This is a genomic window from Nocardioides luteus (genome assembly GCF_014648595.1).
Classification (GTDB): domain Bacteria; phylum Actinomycetota; class Actinomycetes; order Propionibacteriales; family Nocardioidaceae; genus Nocardioides; species Nocardioides luteus.
In genome coordinates this window covers 389163-407351 of sequence record NZ_BMRK01000001.1, presented here as the reverse complement: position 1 = coordinate 407351, position 18189 = coordinate 389163, and the positions used below count along the sequence as shown (strand labels likewise).

The following is an 18189-nucleotide window of genomic DNA, read 5'->3' as shown; positions in this document are numbered from 1 at the left end:
CATCCGCCGAAGAAATGTACGCGATCCACCCCCGTTGGGGGGTGTGAGTGTGACCCCGGTCTCGGTCAAGATCGCGACATGACCGAGACCTCATCCACCATCGCCTCGTCGGCCCGAGGCGACATCGACGTCCCGCTGCTCGAAGAGACGATCGGCGCGAACTTCGAACGGACCGTCGCCCTGCACGGCGAGCGTGAGGCGCTGGTGGAGATCGCCACCGGCCGCCGCTGGACCTACGCCGAGCTCGACGCCGACGTGAACGCGCTCGCGGTGGGCCTGCGCGAAGCCGGTATCGGCAAGGGCGACCGGGTCGGCATCTGGGCCCCGAACTGCGCGGAATGGACGATGACCCAGTTCGCCACCGCCAAGATCGGCGCGATCCTGGTGAACATCAACCCCGCCTACCGGACCCACGAGCTCGCCTACGCGCTCAACCAGTCGGGCGTACGGCTTCTGCTCAGCGCGACCTCGTTCAAGACCAGTGACTACGCCGCGCTGGTCGCCGAGGTCGAGGGTGACTGCGGGACGCTGGAACGGACGGTCTTCCTGGGTACGCCGGAGTGGGACGCGCTGCTGGCCGCCGGCCGTGGTGAGCAGCTGAGCGACCATGTCGACTACCCGCTCGACCCGAACGACCCGATCAACATCCAGTACACCTCCGGGACCACGGGGTTCCCGAAGGGCGCCACGCTGAGCCATCGCAACATCCTGAACAACGGGTTCTTCGTCACCGAGACGATCCACTTCACCGAGCAGGACCGGCTCTGCATCCCGGTGCCCTTCTATCACTGCTTCGGCATGGTGATGGCCAACCTCGGCTGCACCACCCACGGCGCCGCGATGATCATCCCGGGCCCCGGGTTCGACCCGGCCACGACGCTGCGGACGGTCCAGGAGGAGCAGTGCACGGCGCTGTACGGGGTGCCGACGATGTTCATCGCGATGCAGGACGATCCGGAGTTCGCCTCCTACGACCTCTCGACGCTGCGTACGGGCATCATGGCCGGCGCGCTGTGCCCGATCGAGGTCATGAAGCGCTGCGTCAACGAGATGCACATGAGCGAGGTCGCCATCGCGTACGGCATGACCGAGACCTCGCCGGTCTCCTGCCAGACCCGCACCGACGACGACCTCGAGCGGCGCACCGAGACCATCGGCCGGGCCGCACCGCACGTCGAGATCAAGATCGTCGACCCGGCCACCGGTGAGGTGGTTCCGCGAGGCACGGCCGGTGAGTTCTGCACACGTGGCTACTCGGTGATGCTCGGCTACTGGGACGACGACACCAAGACCGCCGAGGCGATCGACGCCGACGGCTGGATGCACACCGGCGACCTCGCCGTCATGCGCGAGGACGGCTACTGCGTGGTCGTGGGGCGCATCAAGGACATGGTCATCCGAGGCGGCGAGAACATCTATCCACGCGAGATCGAGGAGTTCCTCTTCACCCACCCCGACATCGCCGAGGCCCAGATCGTCGGGGTTCCCGACGAGAGGTACGGCGAGGAGCTGTGCGCCTGGATCCGGATGCGCCCGGGGGCCGAGCCGTTGGACGCCGAGGCTGTGCGAGCCTTTGCTCATGGAAAGCTCGCCCACTACAAGGTTCCGCGCTACGTCCTGCTCGTCGAGGAGTTCCCGATGACCGTGACCGGGAAGATCCGCAAGATCGACATGCGCGAGCAGAGCATCGCGCTGCTCGGTCTGTGAGTCGCCGATGACGTACTGGCACCGCACAGGTCCGCACACCTTCACCCCGACCGAGCACGTCGGCGGTGCCTGGGACCTCGAGACCCAGCACATCGCCACCTTGCTCGGGGTGATGGCCCACGAGGTCGAGCTGGGCCGTGACGCCCGCCGCGACGACGGGCTGCAGGTGAGTCGGATGAGCTACGACATCCTCGGCACGATCCCGATCGAGCCGGTCTCGGTGGAGGTCAGCGTGCTCCGGCCCGGCCGCACCATCGAGCTCGTCGAGGCGCGGGCCTGCCACGGCGGCAGGCCGGTGGTGCTGCTGCGCGCCTGGCTCACGGCCGACTATCCGACGGACCAGATCGACGGCACCCGCCACCAGCCGATGCCGCCGGTCGAGGACGTGCCGGCGTGGGACATGACGAGCCTGTGGCCGGGTGGCTTCATCGCCTCCGTGGAGGTGCGCCGCGAGGACCTCGGCCCGGGCCGCGCGCGCTCCTGGGTGCGTACGCCTCACCCGATCGTGGCCGATGAGCCGGTCAGCCGGCTCTCCCAGGTCGCCGGGCTGCTGGACATCACCAACGGCGTCGCGGTCCGGGTCGATCCCGAGAAGGTCAGCTTCCCCAACCTCGACCTGACCGCCCACCTCTTCCGCACGCCCGAAGAGGGCTGGCTGGGGCTCGACACGACGGTCTCCTTCGGCCCCACGGGCGCGGGCGTGACCACGACCGTGCTCCACGACGAGCGCGGCGTGTTCGGGGTGAGCACGCAGATCCTGACCGTCCGCCCCTGAGGCCCCTGAGGAGGCGGACGGCCTGGGGTCTCAGCTGCGGGTGAAGAAGTCCTCGTAGCGGTGCTCGCTCGCCGGACGCTGATCCACCACGTCCTGCTCGCGAGACCGCAGCTCCACGCGGCGGATCTTCCCGGAGATCGTCTTGGGCAGGTCGAAGAACTCCAGGCGTCGCACCCGCAGGTAGGGCGGCAGGTGGTCGCGCGCGAACTCGAGGATCTCGCGGGCGGTCTCCGCGGTCGGCTCGTGACCGGGCGCGAGCGAGACGTACGCCTTGGGTACGGCCAGCCGCACCGGGTCCGGTGCGGGGACGACGGCCGCCTCGGCCACCGCGGGATGCTCGATCAGCACCGACTCCAGCTCGAACGGCGAGACCTTGTAGTCGGAGGCCTTGAAGACGTCGTCGGTGCGCCCGACGTAGGTGATGTAGCCCTCCGCGTCGCGGGTGGCGACGTCACCGGTGTGGAAGAAGCCGTCGCGCATGGCCTCGGCGGTGCGCCGTTCGTCGTCGCGGTAGGCGGTCATCAGGGTCGCCGGCTGCTGAGAGAGGTCGAGGCAGAGCTCGCCCTCCCCGGGGCCCTCGATCACGGTCCCTTCGACCGGGTCGACCAGCGCGACCGGGACACCCGGCAGCGGTCGCCCCATCGACCCGGGCCGGACCGGCTGGCCGGGGCTGTTGGCGATCGTCGCGGTCATCTCGGTCTGCCCGAAGCCGTCGCGGATGGTCAGTCCCCAGGCGTTGTGGACCTGGCTGATCACCTCGGGGTTGAGCGGCTCGCCGGCGCTGATCGCCTCGCGCAGCAACCCGCAGCCGCCGCTGAGGTCGGCCTGGATGAGCATCCGCCACACGGTCGGCGGCGCGCAGATGCTGGTCACGTGCTCCTCGCGGACCCGCTGCAGCAGGGTCGCCGCGTCGAAGCGGGAGTAGTTGAGGACGTAGACGGTCGCCCCGGCGAGCCAGGGCGCGAAGAAGTTCGACCAGGCGTGCTTGGCCCAGCCGGGGCTGGAGATGTTCATGTGCACGTCGCCGGGGCGCAGCCCGAGCCAGTACATCGTGGAGAGGTGACCGACCGGGTAGGTGTAGTGGGTGTGCTCGACCAGCTTTGGGCGGCTGGTGGTGCCACTGGTGAAGTAGAGCAGCAGCGTGTCGCTGGTGGCGTTGCCGGGATGGTCGAGCGGGTCCTGGCTCTCGGCGGTCGCCGCTGCGTACTCGTTCCAGCCGGGGTGCTCCCCCACGCTGATCCGGACGTAGTCGCCCGGAACGCCGTCGAACTTGCCCGCGTCGGCGGCGTTGCAGACCACCGCCCGCGCCCGGCCACGCTCGAGGCGGTCGACCAGCTCGGCGGTCCCGACAGCGGTGGTGGTCGGCGTCAGCACGGCACCGATCTTCATCGCACCGAGCATCGTCTCCCATAGTTCGACCTGGTTGCCGAGCATGACGATGACGCTGTCGCCCCGCTCCACCCCGAGGCGGCGTAGGTGGCGTCCGACCGCGTCGGAGCGCCGCGCCAGCTCGTCGAAGGAGTACGCAGCGCGCGACCCGTCCGCCTCCGAGATCACCAGACCGGCCGCGTCGTTGCCCCGCGCCATCGGGTCGAACCAGTCGTGGGCGAAGTTGAAGCTCTCCCCCACGTCGGGCCAGCCGAACGTCTCGACCGCCTCGGTGTAGTCGAGACGCTGCGCGATCAGCGCGTCCCGGGCGGCGAGCAGGGCGTCGGTCGCGGTCGAACCAGTCATGGCGGTCATCATCACCACGAGTCCGGGGGCGGACATACCCCCGGAAGGAGGGGACTAGGGCCGTTCCAGTCCCCCGAGGATCACCGTCGGCTCGACGTCGACCGGGAAGTTCACGCTGTTGGCGATGAAGCAGTCGAGGTGTGCCTGGTGGTGGGCGGAGGTGGCGGCCTCGATCATCGACTCCTCGGTGACGGTGACGACCGGGTGGAGCACAGCGCGGGTGAAGCGGCCGCCGGTGCCCTCCGTCTGCATGGTCGCGGTCGCGTCGTCGTGATAGTCGACCACGACGACGCCCACCTTCACCGCCTGGTGGAGGTAGGAGAGCATGTGGCACTGCGCCAGCGAGGTGAGCAGCAGTTGTTCGGGGTTGTGTCGGCCGGCGTCGCCGCGAAAGGTGCGGTCGGCGGAGCCGAGGATGTCGGGCAGTCCGTCGATGCGTACGACGTGGTCCCGGGTGTAGTCGCGGTAGCCGCTCGTCCCTGTGCCCCGGTTGCCCGTCCATTCCACCGAGACCGTGTAGTCGTGGGTCAGCGCCATGGGCGCCACGGTAGCGGCCGCCACCCAGCGTGTATGCGTGGCCTCCCACTCGGTTACCGACCACGGGGACGACCTCTTGACAGCGAGACAGGAGCCAGCATGACCTCGATCCCGACCGCACCCGCTCGGCGCACCGGCCCGGGGTGGTGGCGTTCCGCCGTCGTCTACCAGGTCTATCCGCGCAGCTTCGCCGACGGGAACGGTGACGGCATCGGCGATCTCCGCGGGATCCGGGACCGCCTCGACCACCTGCAGTGGCTCGGGGTCGACGTGCTGTGGATCTCCCCCGTCTACCCCTCGCCGATGGCCGACAACGGGTACGACGTCAGCGACTATCACGACGTGGACCCGACGTACGGGACGCTCGAGGAGCTCGACGGGCTGATCGCCGACCTGCACGAGCGCGGGATGAAGCTGGTCATGGATCTGGTCGCCAACCACACCTCCGACGAGCATCCGTGGTTCATCGACTCCAGCTCGAGCCCGGAGAGCGAGAAGCGTGACTGGTACTGGTGGCGCGACGAGCCCAACAACTGGGGCTCGTTCTTCTCCGGCCCGGCCTGGACCTACTGCGAGGGCCGGGCGGCCTACTACATGCACCTGTTCGCCAAGAAGCAGCCGGACCTGAACTGGGAGAACCCCGAGGTGCGGCATGCGGTCTACGACATCCTGCGCTGGTGGCTGGACCGCGGCGTCGACGGCTTCCGCATGGATGTGATCAACCTGATCTCCAAGGACCCGGAGCTGCCGGAGGCACCGGTGATGCCGGGGCAGAAGTACGGCAACATGCGCCAGTCGGTGATCGACGGCCCGCGGGTGCACGAGTATCTGGCGGAGATGCACCGGGAGGTCTTCGACAAGTACGACCGCGACCTGCTGCTGGTCGGCGAGACCGGTGAGACGACGGTCGAGGAGGGGCGCAAGTACACCGATCCGGACCGACGCGAGCTCGACATGGTGCTCCACTACGAGCACGTCGAGATCGACCACGGCGCCTTCAAGTGGGACGTACGCCCGTTCGACCTCGGCCGCCTCCGCGAACGCCTCGCGGCTTGGCAGACCGGGCTCGCCGACGCGGGGTGGAACAGCCTCTACTGGGACAACCACGACCAGCCGAGGATCGTCTCCCGCTACGGTGACGACGGCCGCTGGCGGACCGAGTCGGCCAAGCTGCTCGCGACCGTGCTCCATCTCCAGCGCGGGACCCCGTTCGTCTACCAGGGCGACGAGATCGGGATGACGAACTACCCGTTCGTCTCGATCGACGAGGTCGACGACGTGGAGGGCGTGAACTACTACCACGAGGCGGTCGCCGCGGGTGAGGACCCCGAGGACGTGATGCGGTCGCTGCGGGCGATGTGTCGCGACAACGGCCGCACGCCGATGCAGTGGGACGACGGCCCGGGTGCCGGCTTCACCACCGGCGATCCCTGGCTCGCGATCAACCCGAACCACACCGAGATCAACGTCGCCGCGCAGAAGGACGACCCAGACTCGGTGCTCTCCCACTACCGCAGGCTCATCCGGCTGCGCCACGAGGACCCGGTGGTCGTCGACGGCGACTTCACGCTCCTCGACGACGTCCATCCGCAGCTCTTCGCGTTTCGACGGCGTCACGAGAGCGGCGAGCTGGTGGTGCTCGCGAACTTCAGCAGCGAGGAGGCAGAGCTGGGCGATCTCGCTCAGGAGTGCCGCGGCGAGGTCGCCCTCGGAGCCGAGGGCGGGCCGGTGCTGGCGCCGTGGGAGGCGCGCGTCTACCGCCGCTGACGCCGGTGGGCGGAGGCGCTCAGCCGTCGGCGAGCAGCCAGGCGGCGGTGTCGGGCGGGAGGTCGGAGCCGAGCTTCTCGCCGCTGCACATCACGAGCTCGCCGTCAGGCAGCGGCGTCGGAGTCGACCCACAGTTGAGCACGACGACCAGCCGGCCACGCCGGAACGAGATGACGTCCGCGGGGGCGTCGAGGAACCACATCTCGCTGTCTCCGCGGGCGTAGCGGCGGCGAGCGGCGAGCGCGGCCCGGTAGAACTCCAGCGTCGAGCCCTCCTGGCCGGTCTGCGCGGCCACGGTCAGGTCCGCCCACTGGGTCGGCTGCGGCAGCCAGGGCTGCTCGTCGCCGGGGCCGAAGCCGAACGGTGGGGCGTCGCCGCTCCACGGCAGCGGCACCCGGCAGCCGTCGCGGCCGTTCCCGCCCTCGGCCCATGGGTCGCGCTGGTGCTCCGGCGGCAGCTGGACGTGCGGCAGCCCGAGCTCCTCCCCCTGATAGAGGTACGCAGCCCCCGGGAGCGCAAGCATCGTCAAGGTCGCCGCCCGGGCCCGGGCCAGCGCCTGGGCGCCGTCGCCGTAACGGGTGCGGTGGCGTACCGCGTCGTGGTTGGAGAGGACCCAGGTCGGCCAGGCGCGCGAAGGGCTCAGTGCCTTCAGCGTCGACAGGATCGCCTCGTTGAACTCCTGCGCCGACCAGTGCGACTGCAGCCACCTGAAGTTGAACGCCTGCTCGAACTCGTCGGTGCGCAGGTAACCCCGCAGGTCGGAGGGCCCCTTGGTCCACGCCTCGGCGACGAGCATCCGGTCGCCCGGATAGGCGGAGACGACCTCGTGCCAGTCACGGTAGACGTCGTGGACCTCGGGATGGTTCCACATCGGGTCGTCCTCGACACCGATGTCGTACATCACCGCGGGGTCGGAGTTCGGCGCTGTGCCCTCGGGCACCTCCTGGTCGCGCAGCGCCTTGACCAGGCCGTGGGCGACGTCGACCCGGAAGCCGTCGACACCCCGGTCGAGCCAGAACCTCAGCACCGAGCGGAACTCCTCGGCCACCTCGGGGTGGCGCCAGTTGAGGTCGGGCTCCTCCCGGTCGAACATGTGGAGGTACCACTGCCCGTCGTCGACGCGGGTCCATGCAGGCTGACCGAAGACCGACTGCCAGTTCGTCGGTGGCTCCTCGCCGTCTCGACCTCGTCCATCACGGAAGATGTAGCGCTCGCGCTCCGGTGAGCCCGGGCTCGCCCGCAGCGCCTCGACGAACCACGGGTGCGCTGACGAGGTGTGGTTGGGGATCAGGTCGATGATCACCTTCAGCCCCGCCTCGTGCGCCGTCTCCAACAGCTCCTCGGCGTCGGAGACCGTGCCGAAGAGCGGGTCGACGCCGCGCGGGTCGGACACGTCGTAGCCGTAGTCGTGCTGGGGTGAAGGATAGAACGGCGACAGCCAGATCGCGTCGACTCCCAGGTCCGCCAGATAGTCGACCCGCGAGGTGATTCCGGCGAGGTCACCGGTGCCGTCACCGTCCGCGTCGGCGAACGAGCGCGGATAGATCTGGTAGGTCACGGCCTCACGCCACCATGGTGCATCCACCCGAACTCGGTAACCGTGGATCACGCCGGTCATGCCCTCGAGACCCGTCGCCGCCGTGGGGCTCCATGTCCGATACCGAAGTCGGGGTCGAACGAGTCTCTGGACGGATGCGGTGAGACTCGAGGATCGCTTGGATCAAGACATGGCGACCCTCGAGCACGAGCCGACCCCGTTGGGCGCGGGCCGGCCGGCGGTGCGGCGGCTGCTGTGGCGGCGCAGTGGGGTCCTGATCCTCATCGGGGTGATCGACGGCTTCCTCTTCTACGTCGGCGACCTCCTCGCGATGTACGGCATCTTGTTGCTGCTGGGCGCCTGGGCGGTCTTCTGGCGTGACCGCTGGCTGCTGGTGGGGGCGGTCCTGTTCTTCGTGCTGACCTCGCTGCCGAGCGCGGACGCCTTCTCCACGCTGGGGCCGGACAGTGCGATGCTGCCGGCCGATCCTGCGGCGATGCTCACCGACCGGATCGCCGGCGTCGCGTTCGTCGCGCTCCTCGGCCCGCTCGGGTTCGCCTGCCCGTTCCTGGTCGGACTCTGGGTCGGGCGCCGCCGCGTCCTCGAGCAGCCCGCCGCCCACCGGGCGCTTCTCATTACGACCGCCGCCGTCGGGATCGCGGCCGCGGTCGTCGGCGCGCAGCCGCTCGCACTGGCGGTCGCCGGGGCGATCGAGGTGCCCGGGGCCGACGCCCTCGCCGGCATCGGCGCGCTGCACACCGCCACCGGCGTGCTCGGTGGGTTCGGGTACGCAGCGCTCATCGCGCTCCTGGCCGAGCGGATGGGTCCTCGGCGTGGTGTGGTCGTGGACTCGCTCGCGGCCACGGGCCAGCGGTCGATGACCTGCTATCTCATCCAGTCACCGGTGTGGGCGGTGACCTTCACGCCGTTCCTGCTCGATCTCTCCGACGAGCTCACCGTGACCACGACCGCACCCCTCGCCCTCGTCACCTGGCTGGCGACCGTCGGCCTGGCCGGATGGATGAGCCGCGCCCGTCTCCGTGGACCCTTCGAGACGCTGGTGCGGCGGGTGACCTACCGGCAGCGATGAGCTCAGTGGTCGTGGTCGGCCGGGTGCAGCTGGGTGCCGCTCACGCCGCAGTGCGGGCACGTCTCGATGTGCATCCGATGCTCGTCCGGCGAGGTCGCGGCGGCGAGCGGGCGGCGAACGAAGAGCACGGCGAGCACCGCGCCGAGGACCAGCAGGCTCGCGTTGATGATCATCGCCGCGCCGAAGCCGTCGTCGAAGGTGCTCGGGTCCGTGTAGTCGTCGCCGGCGATGCCGACCGCAGCGGGGACGACCGCGACGGCCAGCAGCCCGGCGGTCCGGGCGATCGCGTTGTTCACGCCGGAGGCGATGCCGGCGTGGCGGTCGTCGGCGGCGTCGAGCACGGTCGCGGTGAGCGGCGAGACCAGCAGGGTGAGGCCGACGGCGAAGAGCAGCACGGGCGCGAGGACGTCGGGCACGTACGACGCGTCCACACCGATCCGGCCCATCCAGAGTGCGCCGCCGGCGGCGAGCAGCGGTCCGACGGTCATCGGCAGCCGCGGGCCGATGCGCTGCGCGAGCGCGCCCGCTCGCGCCGAGAAGAGCAGCATCACCACGGTCACCGGCAGCAGCGCCGAACCCGCCGCCAGAGGTGTCCAGCCACTGACGACCTGAAGCTGGAGGACGAGCAGCACGAAGATCACACCGAGGGCGGCGTACACGAGCAGGGTCACGGCATTCGCCGCGCTGAACTGCGGGTTGCGGAAGAGCTCGAGCGGCACCAGCGGGTGGGTCGAGCGGCCCTCGACGACCACGAAGGCGACCAGACCCGCGACCCCGACGGCAACCGTCGCGGCCGCTGCGCCGGCGAAGCCCACCTCGCCGGCGCGGGTCAGGCCGAAGGTCAGCGCGCCGAGCGCGGCCGCCGCGAGCACGGTGCCGGTCAGGTCGAGGCGATCGCCGGCTTCCGGGTCGCGGCTCTCCGGTACGTGCCGGGTCGCGACGACGACGATGAGCACCGCGACGGGGACGTTGACGAGGAAGACCAGCCGCCAGTCGAGCTCGACCAGCCAACCGCCGACCAGCGGGCCGACCGCCGCCGCGATCCCGCTGAGACCCGACCAGGCGCCGACCGCGGCGGACCGGTCCTCGGGATGGAAGGACGCCGCGATGATCGCCAGGCTCCCCGGCGTCAGCAGCGCGCCGCCGACCCCTTGCAGGCCGCGCGCCGCGATCAGCAGCCCGATGTCGGGAGCGAGCCCGCACAGCAGCGACGCGGCGGCGAACCAGACCACGCCGACGAGGAAGACCCGGCGGCGACCGAAGCGGTCACCGAGCGAGCCGCCGAGGAGGATGAGCGCGGCGAGGCTCAGCGTATAGGCGTTGACCGTCCACTGCAGCCCGGAGAAGCCCGCGTCGAGATCCTCCCCGATCCGGCCGAGGGCGACGTTGACCACGGTCGAGTCGAGCATCGCCAGACCCGACCCCAGGACCGTGGTCGCGAGCACCCATCGTCCGCGTGCGGTGCCCAGCCGAAGATGGCCGTCGCCCGGCTCGTCAGCCATGGTCGTGCTCCTTCCGGAGGGGGCGCTGCCAGCAGTATCCCAGCCGGGCGCCCCCGTGCTCCGGGCTCAGGAGCCGTCGGCCACCCACGTACGCAGATCGGTGCCGTGCTGGTCGAGCGTCGGTGGCGCCGCGTGGCCGGACGGGGTGACGTCCTCGCCCTCGGCGAAGAACCGTAGCGGCGGTCCGGGCAGGGTGAGGTGGCCGAGGGTCGCGTGGTCGACATCGATCAGCAGTCCCTGGCTGGCGGTCTGCTCCCAGGCGTACACCTCGTCGAGGGACCGCACCTTGCCGGCCGGGACCCCGGCGTCGGCCAGCTTCGCCAGCAGCTCCTCGGCCGGCCACGGTGCGAAGAGGCTCTCGACGAGCTCGACGACCTTCTCCCGGTTGGCGGCCCGCTCGGGGTTGGTGGCCATCCCCTCCAGGTCGGGCGAGATGTCGAAGGCGGTGCAGAAGCGCCGCCACAGTCCCTCGCTCCCGACCGCGATCTGCACGGTGCCGTCGGCGCAGCGGAACAGGCCGTACGGCGAGATGCTCGGGTGGTGGTTGCCCTGCGCCCGGCCGACCTCACCGGCCACCGTCCAACGGGTGCCCTGGAAGCCGTGCACCCCGACGACGGCCGAGAGCAGCGAGGTGCGGACGACGGTGCCACGGCCGGTGCGGTCGCGCTCGTGGAGAGCAGCGAGCAGGCCGTAGGCGCCGTACATCCCGGCCAGCAGGTCGGCTATGGGGGTGCCGACCCGCTGGGGGTCATCGGGGCCGGAGCCGGTGATCGACATCAGGCCGGCCTCGCCCTGGGCGATCTGGTCGTAGCCGGAGCGTCCGCCCTCCGGTCCGTCGTGGCCGAAACCGGTGATCGAGAGCACCACGAGCCGCGGGTTGCGAGCCTGGAGCTCGCCGATGCCGAGGCCGAGCCGCTCCAGGACGCCGGTGCGGAAGTTCTCGATGAGCACGTCGGCACGGTCGACGAGGCCCAGCAGCACCTCCTTGTCGGCGGCGTCCTTGAGGTCGAGGGTGATCGACTCCTTGTTGCGGTTGGCGGAGAGGAAGTACGTCGCCTCCCGCTGCCCCTCCTCCCCCACGAACGGCGGGCCCCAGCCGCGGGTGTCGTCGCCGTGGCCGGGCGCCTCCACCTTGATGACCCGGGCGCCGAGGTCGCCCATCATCATCGCGGCGTGCGGTCCGGCCAGGGCCCGGGAGAGGTCGAGGACGGTCACGTCGTCGAGCGGTCCACGCATACGTGTCACCAGCCCGGGAGGACCATGGTGGCCCAGACGAGGAGCGGACCGACGAGCACGACGATGACGCTGTAGCCGAGGATCTGCTTGTAGTAGCGCTCCTCGGTGATCGTCTCGGGCCGGTTGGCCAGCATCAGCGCACCGTTGGTGGAGAACGGGCTCACGTCGACGATCGTCGAGGAGATCGCCAGCGCCGCCACGAACATGGCAGCCGAGATCCCGCCCTCGGCGATCAGCGGCACCGAGATCGGGATGATGATCGGGAGCAGCGCGGTCGAGGAGGCGAAGGCCGAGACGACCCCGCCGACGTAGCAGAGCACGAGCGCGCCGATGGCGGCGACGCCCAGGCCGGCTGCCCAGCCACCCACGAACTCCGGCGACCCGGCGGTGTTGAGGATCGTGGCGTACGTCGAGACGCCGGCGACCAGCAGCACGGTCGGCCAGGCGATCTGGCGGATCGCGTCCTTGTGCTGGCTCGGCGAGAGAGCTGCCAGGACGGTCGCCGCGGTGATCGAGGCGAAGCCGATGTTCTTGTCGAAGAAGAGCGCGACGGCGGCCACGATCACGAAGGCGGCCAGGGTCAGGACCTGCTCGGTGCGGATGCCCGGCTTGGTCCCGGTCGGCGCGACCGTGCCGTACCCACGGGCCGGGACGGTCACGCCGCCCTCGTTCAGCTCCTCGGGTACGCCGGCGGCGGCGTTGCGTGCCTCGTCGGGGTCGAGGCGCATGCTCATCAGGCTCCGCCCGCCGAGGGCGAAGAAGAGGATCGTCGCCATGATCAGGTTGACCGCCAGGCTGGTCAGGAAGACCGTCATCTCGCTGGCCGGCAGGCCGTTGTCGACCATGACCGAGTTGGTGATGGTGCCGTAGATGCTGATCGGCGAGAAGCCGCCGCCCTGGGCGCCGTGGACGACGAACATGCCCATCATCAGCGGGTTGATCTTGTAGCGGCCCGCGAAGCCGAGCGCGACCGGGCCGATGATCGCGCAGGCTGCCGGGCTGGCGGCGCCCATCGCGGTCAGCAGGGCCGTCACGCCGAACATCACCCACGGGATGAGGGCGACCCTGCCGCCCACCGCTTGCACCGCTTTGCTGACGATCAGGTCGACCGTGCCGTTGTTGCGAGCGATCGCGAACAGATAGGTGACACCTATCAGCGTCAGGATCAGGTCGGCGCTGACGCCGGCCAGGATCTCCTTCTCGTCGAGATTCAGCGCGAACATCCCGACGAGCCATGCCGCGACGTACGCCAGGGCTCCCATGTTGATCGGCAGCAGCGTGCCGGCCACGAACAAGGCGACCAGCGCGATGATCGCCACCCATTCAGGTCCCATCGGACTTCTCCTCCTGTTGGCCCCCAACCGGCGCCTGTGTGACTCGGATCACAGACGGCTCAGTGGCCTAGCCAATAGGACAATCGGCGGAACGTCAATACCCTGTAGCCATGAGTGAGTCCGCGCGCTTTCCACGCCCGCTCCAGCGAACCCGCCTCTACGAGCAGGTCGCCGAGCAGATCACCGCCTGGATCTCGGAGAACGACCTGAAGGCGGGCGACCGCCTGCCGCCGGAGAGGCAGCTCGCCACCAGCCTCGGGGTCAGCCGCGCGACCCTCAGCCAGGCGCTCGTCGCGCTGGAGGTGATCGGCGTCGTCGCCGTGCGTCACGGCGACGGGACCGTGCTCACCGACAAGCCGCGGGCCGAGCGGATCACCGACGCCATCCGCGCCCACGCCGAGCGGATCCCCGACGTCATCGAGGCACGGGACGCGCTGGAGACCAAGATCGCCGCGCTGGCCGCCCAGCGGCGTACGCAGCAGGATCTCGAACGCATCGCCGCCGCCCTGAAGGCGATGGAGCGCGACATCGAGGCCGGCGGACGCGGCGTCCAGGGTGATGAGCTGTTCCACCGTGCCGTCACCGAGGCCGCCCACTCCCCCTTGCTCGAGCAGATGATGACCGAGATCAGCGAGCTCATCCGCGAGACCCGGATCGAGTCGCTCTCCCAGCCCGACCGGCCCCGCTCCTCACTGGCCGGCCACCAGAAGATCGCCGACGCGATCTCCGCCGGTGACGCCGAGGCCGCCGCGGCCGCGATGCACGGCCACGTGATGCTGGTCAGCGACGTCGCGCTGCTGCGCGGGGATGCATGACGGGGCTCGACCAGCTCGCGGTGCTGGCCGCGGGCCTGGGTGCAGGCATCCTGACCTCCACCGTCGGCGTCGCCTCCCTGCTCAGCTTTCCCGTCCTGGTCGCCGTCGGCCTCCCACCGGTGGTCGCGAACACCTCCAACACCGTCGGGATGACGCCGGCCGGGCTCAGCGGCTCCTTCGGCTACCGGCGGGAGCTCGCCGAGCATCCCGGCGTCACCGCCGCCGTGCTGATCACCGCCGGCACCGGCAGCATCGCCGGGTCCCTGCTGCTCCTGTGGCTCCCGGGATCCGTCTTCGAGTCGGTCGTCCCGTGGCTGATCCTCGGCACCTGCGTGCTCGTCGGCGTACAGCCCCGGCTGAGCCGCTTCGTCCGCGAGCACACCGGCCACAGCGAGCCACGACTGCGGGTCTCCCCCGGCACGGGCGTCTTCGCCACCCTGACCGGTCTTTACGGCGGCTACTTCGGCGCGGGCTCAGGCGTGATGATGATGGCCGTCCTCGGCCTCGGCACCGACCTCGAGTTCCGCACCGTCAACGCGCTGAAGACCTTCGCGGTGATGGCCTCCAACGTCGTCGCGACCATCATCTTCCTGGCCATCGCCGACCTCGACTGGCGGGCCGTCGGCCTCCTCGCCGCAGGCTCGGTCATCGGCGGCTACGTCGGCTCCCACATCGGCCGCCGTCTCCCCGCCACCGTCCTGCGCTCGCTCATCGTCGTCGTCGGGATCGGCGCGGCGATCCTCATGCTGGTGCGCTGACTGCACGACGGCGAACGTCCGTCTCGTACGGACGAATTTTCGTTCGCACTGCTCACCGGTCCAGTCCTCAGCGGAAGGCGGACTCCCCGGTCAGCGCCTGACCGATGATGAGCTGGTGGACCTCGCTGGTGCCCTCGTAGGTCAGGACGGACTCGAGGTTGTTGGCGTGGCGCAGGATCGGGTATTCGAGCGTGACGCCGGCGGCGGCGAGGATGGTGCGGCACTCGCGGGCGATGGCGATGGCCTCGCGGACGTTGTTGAGCTTGCCGAGGGAGATCTGCTCGGGGCGGAGAGTGCCCTCGTCCTTGAGGCGCCCCAGCTGGAGGGCCAGGAGCATCGACTTGCCGAGCTCGAGGCTCATGTCGGCGAGCTTGGTCTGGGTGATCTGGAAGCCGGAGAGCGGCTTGTCGTAGATCTCGCGGGAGGCGGCGTACGCGATGGCGGACTCGAGGCAGTCGCGGGCAGCGCCGACGGCGCCGAAGACGATGCCGAAGCGGGCCTCGTTGAGGCACGACAGCGGACCCTTCAGCCCCCTGACCTCGGGAAATGCGGCTGAGGCGGGGAGGCGTACCTCGTCGAGCACGATCTCGCCGGTCACCGAGGCGCGCAGGGAGAGCTTCTGCTTGATCACCGGGGCCGAGAAACCGGGGGTGTCGGTGGGGACCACGAAGCCGCGCACGCCCTTGCCGTCCGGGCCTTCGTCGGTCTGCGCCCACACGACGGCGACGTCGGCGACCGGGGCGTTGGTGATCCACATCTTGGTGCCGGAGAGGATCCAGTCGGCACCCTCTCCCGCACCATCACGACGGGCGCGCGTGCGCATCCCGGCCGGGTTGGAACCGAAGTCGGGCTCGGTCAGCCCGAAGCAGCCGATCGCCTCACCCGCCGCCATCTTCGGCAGCCACTCCTGCTTCTGCTCCTCGCTCCCCCACTTCCAGATCGCGAACATCGCCAGCGAGCCCTGCACCGAGACCAGCGAGCGGATCCCGGAGTCGGCGGCCTCGAGCTCCATGCAGGCCAGGCCGTACGCCGTGGCCGAGGTGCCCGCACAGCCGTAGCCCTCCAGATGCATCCCGAGCACGCCCAGCTTGCCGAGCTCAGGGGCCAGCTCGCGGACCGGGACGTCGCCGGCCTCGAACCAGTCGGCGAGGTGGGGCTGGATCTCTTTCTCCGCGAAGGATCGCACCGTGTCGCGGATCGCGCGGTCCTCCTCGCCGATGAGGGCCTCGGTGCCGAAGAGCTCGAGCGGGGTCTGGGGCATGGGGAGTCTCCTTGGGGTCGATCGGGCGCGCTGCCGATTGTGTCACCCGTCTCGGAAAGTCGTCTGAACCGTTCACCCCGGCGCCCCGTAGTAGAGGTGAAGGCCGTCATCGGGTCGGCCTCCAGGCGAGAGGAAACGGCGTGCGGACACGTACGAAAGCAGCCATCGGGGTCGGTGCGGCAGTGGTCGTGGTCGGCGGAGTCGCAGTGATCTTCGGGCCGGGCTGGTACGCGGACCGGGCCGAGAAGGCAGCGGCGGACGAACCCAGCCTCAGCGCATCGGCGGCCCCGGCGGTGGCCGGCGAGAGCAGCGGCACCTGGACCGTCGCCGACGGCTCCTACGCCGGCTACCGCGTCGACGAGGTGCTGCGGGGCAAGGACGTCACCGTCACCGGCCGCACCGAGGACGTGACCGGGGAGGTCACCCTCGCCGAGGGCGAGGTCACCGAGGCGAGCATCGAGGTGAAGGTCGCCACGATCGCCACCGACTCCGGCAACCGCGACGGTTACTTCCGCGAGAACGCGATCGAGGCCGAGGAGTTCCCCACCGCCACCTTCGAGCTGACCGAACCTGCTGCCCTCGCCGACGGCGCCACCGCGGTCGAGCTCGTCGGCGACCTCACCGTGCACGGCGAGACCAAGACGGTCACGGTCGACGCGGAGGTCGGCGGCGACGGCGCCCGCGAGCTCCAGGTCGTCGGCAGCGTACCGATCGTCTTCTCCGACTTCGACGTGGACGCGCCCGATCTCGGCTTCGTGCGGGTCGAGGAGTCCGGCAGCGTCGAGTTCTCGCTCGCCCTGGTCAAGGGCTGAGCGGGGCGGTCTGGAGGTCTGGGACGCTTGGGTCGTGCGAGGAGGTGACATGGGCGCGGAGGACGAGCTGCTGGTAGCGGTGCACGACGCCCATTCGGAGGCGCTCTACCGCTACGTCGCCCGCCGCACCGGCGACGCCGAGGAGGCACGCGACGTGGTGCAGGAGACGCTGCTGCGCGCCTGGCGCAACCCGGCGGTGCTGCAACGCTCCGACGAGGGCGTACGCGCCTGGCTGTTCACCACCGCCCGCAACCTCGTCATCGACGACCTGCGCAGCGCCCGCCGCAAGCGGGAGTACGCCACGGAGTCGCCGCCCGAGCACAGCCGGGCCGACCAGACGCGCGCCGACCAGACCCAGGCCGTCCTGGACTCCTGGGTCGTCGCCGACGCGCTGCTCGCGCTCTCCCCCGACCACCGGGCGGTGGTCGTCGGTGCCTACTACGGCGGCCGGTCGGTCAACGAGCTCGCCCGCGAGCTCGAGATCCCGCCCGGCACGGTCAAGTCTCGGTTGCACTACGGTCTGCGAGCCCTGCGTCTCGCCCTGCAAGAGAAGGGGGTCACCTCATGAACGACGACCTGGACGCCTCCGCACACGAGACGTTCGCCGAGTGGGACGCGTCCTACGTCCTCGGCGCGCTGAGCCCGAGCGACCGGCGGGCCTACGAGCGACACCTGAGCAGCTGCGGCGCGTGCCGCGACGCCGTTGCCGAGCTGGCCGGGATGCCCGGTCTGCTCGGGGCGCTTCCGCGCTCTGAGGCCGAGGAGCTGCTCGAGGGTCCTGCCGCCGAGGTCCCGGTGCCGCCGGTGGCCGAGCTCGCCGGGGCCGTACGCAGGTCGCGGCTGCGCCGCCGGGTGCTCGCCGCGGCAGCTGCCGTCGTGCTCCTGGCCGGTGGCACCGCGATCGGCGGGCTGCTGCTGGACCGCGACGGCACCGAGCCGACGGCGACGCCGACCTCCTCGACCCCCGCCGACCCGAACGTACGCACCGTCGACCTGCGCCCCGTGGGCAGCGTCGACATGTGGGCCCAGCTCGTCGTCACCCCGACGTCGTGGGGCACCAAGCTCACCTGGAGCTGCCACTACCCGCCCAAGCCCGGGCAGAGCCCGCCGTCTTCAGCCGACTACCAGGGCGAGCCGGTCAAGTACGACCTGGTGCTGGTCGGTCGCGACGGCTCTCGCACCGTCGCCGGGTCGTGGACGTGGGCCGGCGGCGAGACGCTCGGTCTGGACGCCTCCTCCGCCGTGCCGATCACCGATGTCGAGCGGGTCGAGATCACCCTGGACGACGACGGCACCGCGGTCGCGGCGGCGTCGTTGACCTGAC

Annotated in this window: 16 protein-coding genes; 9 read left to right on the top strand and 7 right to left on the bottom strand. The window is 70.4% G+C overall.

Annotated elements, in window-relative coordinates:
* Positions 1–78 precede the first annotated feature (78 nt).
* Together IEY81_RS01925 and IEY81_RS01920 are read left to right on the top strand one after the other, a co-directional pair.
* Entirely contained in the window at positions 79–1707 is a 1629-nt protein-coding gene (locus IEY81_RS01925) for an AMP-binding protein (protein WP_189116735.1), read from the top strand.
* Positions 1708–1714: 7 nt separating this feature from the next.
* Positions 1715–2482, top strand: a complete 768-nt coding sequence (locus tag IEY81_RS01920) for a thioesterase family protein (protein WP_189116734.1) — start codon at positions 1715–1717, stop codon at positions 2480–2482.
* Between the two features lie 30 nt (positions 2483–2512).
* On the opposite strand, the gene IEY81_RS01915 is transcribed toward IEY81_RS01920, so the two are convergent.
* Both IEY81_RS01915 and IEY81_RS01910 read right to left on the bottom strand, forming a co-directional pair.
* Complete coding sequence (locus IEY81_RS01915) at positions 2513–4216, bottom strand: AMP-binding protein (RefSeq protein WP_189116733.1); 1704 nt, start codon at positions 4214–4216, stop codon at positions 2513–2515.
* 54 nt (positions 4217–4270) lie between these two features.
* The gene (locus IEY81_RS01910) at positions 4271–4753 is read right to left on the bottom strand and encodes an OsmC family protein (RefSeq protein ID WP_189116732.1); all 483 of its coding nucleotides are present in this window, start codon (positions 4751–4753) and stop codon (positions 4271–4273) included.
* A 99-nt stretch (positions 4754–4852) separates the two neighbouring features.
* Here IEY81_RS01910 and IEY81_RS01905 point away from each other — a divergent pair, with 99 nt between their 5' ends.
* Positions 4853–6520: an alpha-glucosidase gene (locus IEY81_RS01905; RefSeq protein ID WP_189116731.1), complete on the top strand. Its 1668-nt coding sequence runs from the start codon at positions 4853–4855 to the stop codon at positions 6518–6520.
* A gap of 19 nt (positions 6521–6539) precedes the next feature.
* Here the strand turns inward: IEY81_RS01905 and IEY81_RS01900 are convergent, their stop codons facing one another.
* Positions 6540–8138 carry a glycoside hydrolase family 13 protein gene (locus IEY81_RS01900; protein WP_189116730.1) on the bottom strand — a complete coding sequence of 533 codons (1599 nt, stop codon included), beginning with the start codon at positions 8136–8138 and terminating at the stop codon, positions 6540–6542.
* A 109-nt stretch (positions 8139–8247) separates the two neighbouring features.
* Between IEY81_RS01900 and IEY81_RS01895 the strand changes: the two genes are divergently transcribed.
* On the top strand, positions 8248–9147 hold the full coding sequence (locus IEY81_RS01895) for a DUF418 domain-containing protein (protein WP_229787192.1): 900 nt from the start codon (positions 8248–8250) through the stop codon (positions 9145–9147).
* 2 nt (positions 9148–9149) lie between these two features.
* On the opposite strand, the gene IEY81_RS01890 is transcribed toward IEY81_RS01895, so the two are convergent.
* From IEY81_RS01890 to IEY81_RS01880, 3 genes are all read right to left on the bottom strand, one after another.
* Positions 9150–10649 carry an MFS transporter gene (locus tag IEY81_RS01890; RefSeq protein ID WP_189116728.1) on the bottom strand — a complete coding sequence of 500 codons (1500 nt, stop codon included), beginning with the start codon at positions 10647–10649 and terminating at the stop codon, positions 9150–9152.
* A gap of 66 nt (positions 10650–10715) precedes the next feature.
* Complete coding sequence (locus tag IEY81_RS01885; protein ID WP_189116727.1) at positions 10716–11885, bottom strand: CaiB/BaiF CoA transferase family protein; 1170 nt, start codon at positions 11883–11885, stop codon at positions 10716–10718.
* A gap of 5 nt (positions 11886–11890) precedes the next feature.
* A complete protein-coding gene (locus IEY81_RS01880) occupies positions 11891–13219 on the bottom strand; it encodes an SLC13 family permease (protein WP_189116726.1) in 1329 nt (442 codons plus the stop codon).
* A gap of 110 nt (positions 13220–13329) precedes the next feature.
* On the opposite strand from IEY81_RS01880, the gene IEY81_RS01875 reads away from it, so the two are divergent.
* Both IEY81_RS01875 and IEY81_RS01870 read left to right on the top strand, forming a co-directional pair.
* Positions 13330–14034 carry a FadR/GntR family transcriptional regulator gene (locus tag IEY81_RS01875; RefSeq protein WP_189116725.1) on the top strand — a complete coding sequence of 235 codons (705 nt, stop codon included), beginning with the start codon at positions 13330–13332 and terminating at the stop codon, positions 14032–14034.
* Positions 14031–14792, top strand: coding sequence for a sulfite exporter TauE/SafE family protein (locus tag IEY81_RS01870; protein ID WP_189116724.1), 762 nt, complete (start codon positions 14031–14033; stop codon positions 14790–14792). The genes IEY81_RS01875 and IEY81_RS01870 overlap by 4 nt, the downstream gene beginning before the upstream one ends.
* Before the next feature lie 67 nt (positions 14793–14859).
* Here the strand turns inward: IEY81_RS01870 and IEY81_RS01865 are convergent, their stop codons facing one another.
* On the bottom strand, positions 14860–16053 hold the full coding sequence (locus tag IEY81_RS01865) for an acyl-CoA dehydrogenase family protein (RefSeq protein WP_189116723.1): 1194 nt from the start codon (positions 16051–16053) through the stop codon (positions 14860–14862).
* A 140-nt stretch (positions 16054–16193) separates the two neighbouring features.
* On the opposite strand from IEY81_RS01865, the gene IEY81_RS01860 reads away from it, so the two are divergent.
* Genes IEY81_RS01860 through IEY81_RS01850 form a run of 3 tightly spaced genes read left to right on the top strand, consistent with a single transcriptional unit; the run spans position 16194 to position 18188 of the window.
* Positions 16194–16865 carry a YceI family protein gene (locus IEY81_RS01860; protein ID WP_189116722.1) on the top strand — a complete coding sequence of 224 codons (672 nt, stop codon included), beginning with the start codon at positions 16194–16196 and terminating at the stop codon, positions 16863–16865.
* A 34-nt stretch (positions 16866–16899) separates the two neighbouring features.
* Complete coding sequence (locus IEY81_RS01855) at positions 16900–17433, top strand: sigma-70 family RNA polymerase sigma factor (protein WP_268244481.1); 534 nt, start codon at positions 16900–16902, stop codon at positions 17431–17433.
* The gene (locus IEY81_RS01850) at positions 17430–18188 is read left to right on the top strand and encodes an anti-sigma factor family protein (RefSeq protein WP_189116720.1); all 759 of its coding nucleotides are present in this window, start codon (positions 17430–17432) and stop codon (positions 18186–18188) included. Before IEY81_RS01855 ends, IEY81_RS01850 begins: the two co-directional genes overlap by 4 nt.
* The last annotated feature ends 1 nt before the right edge of the window (position 18189 follow it).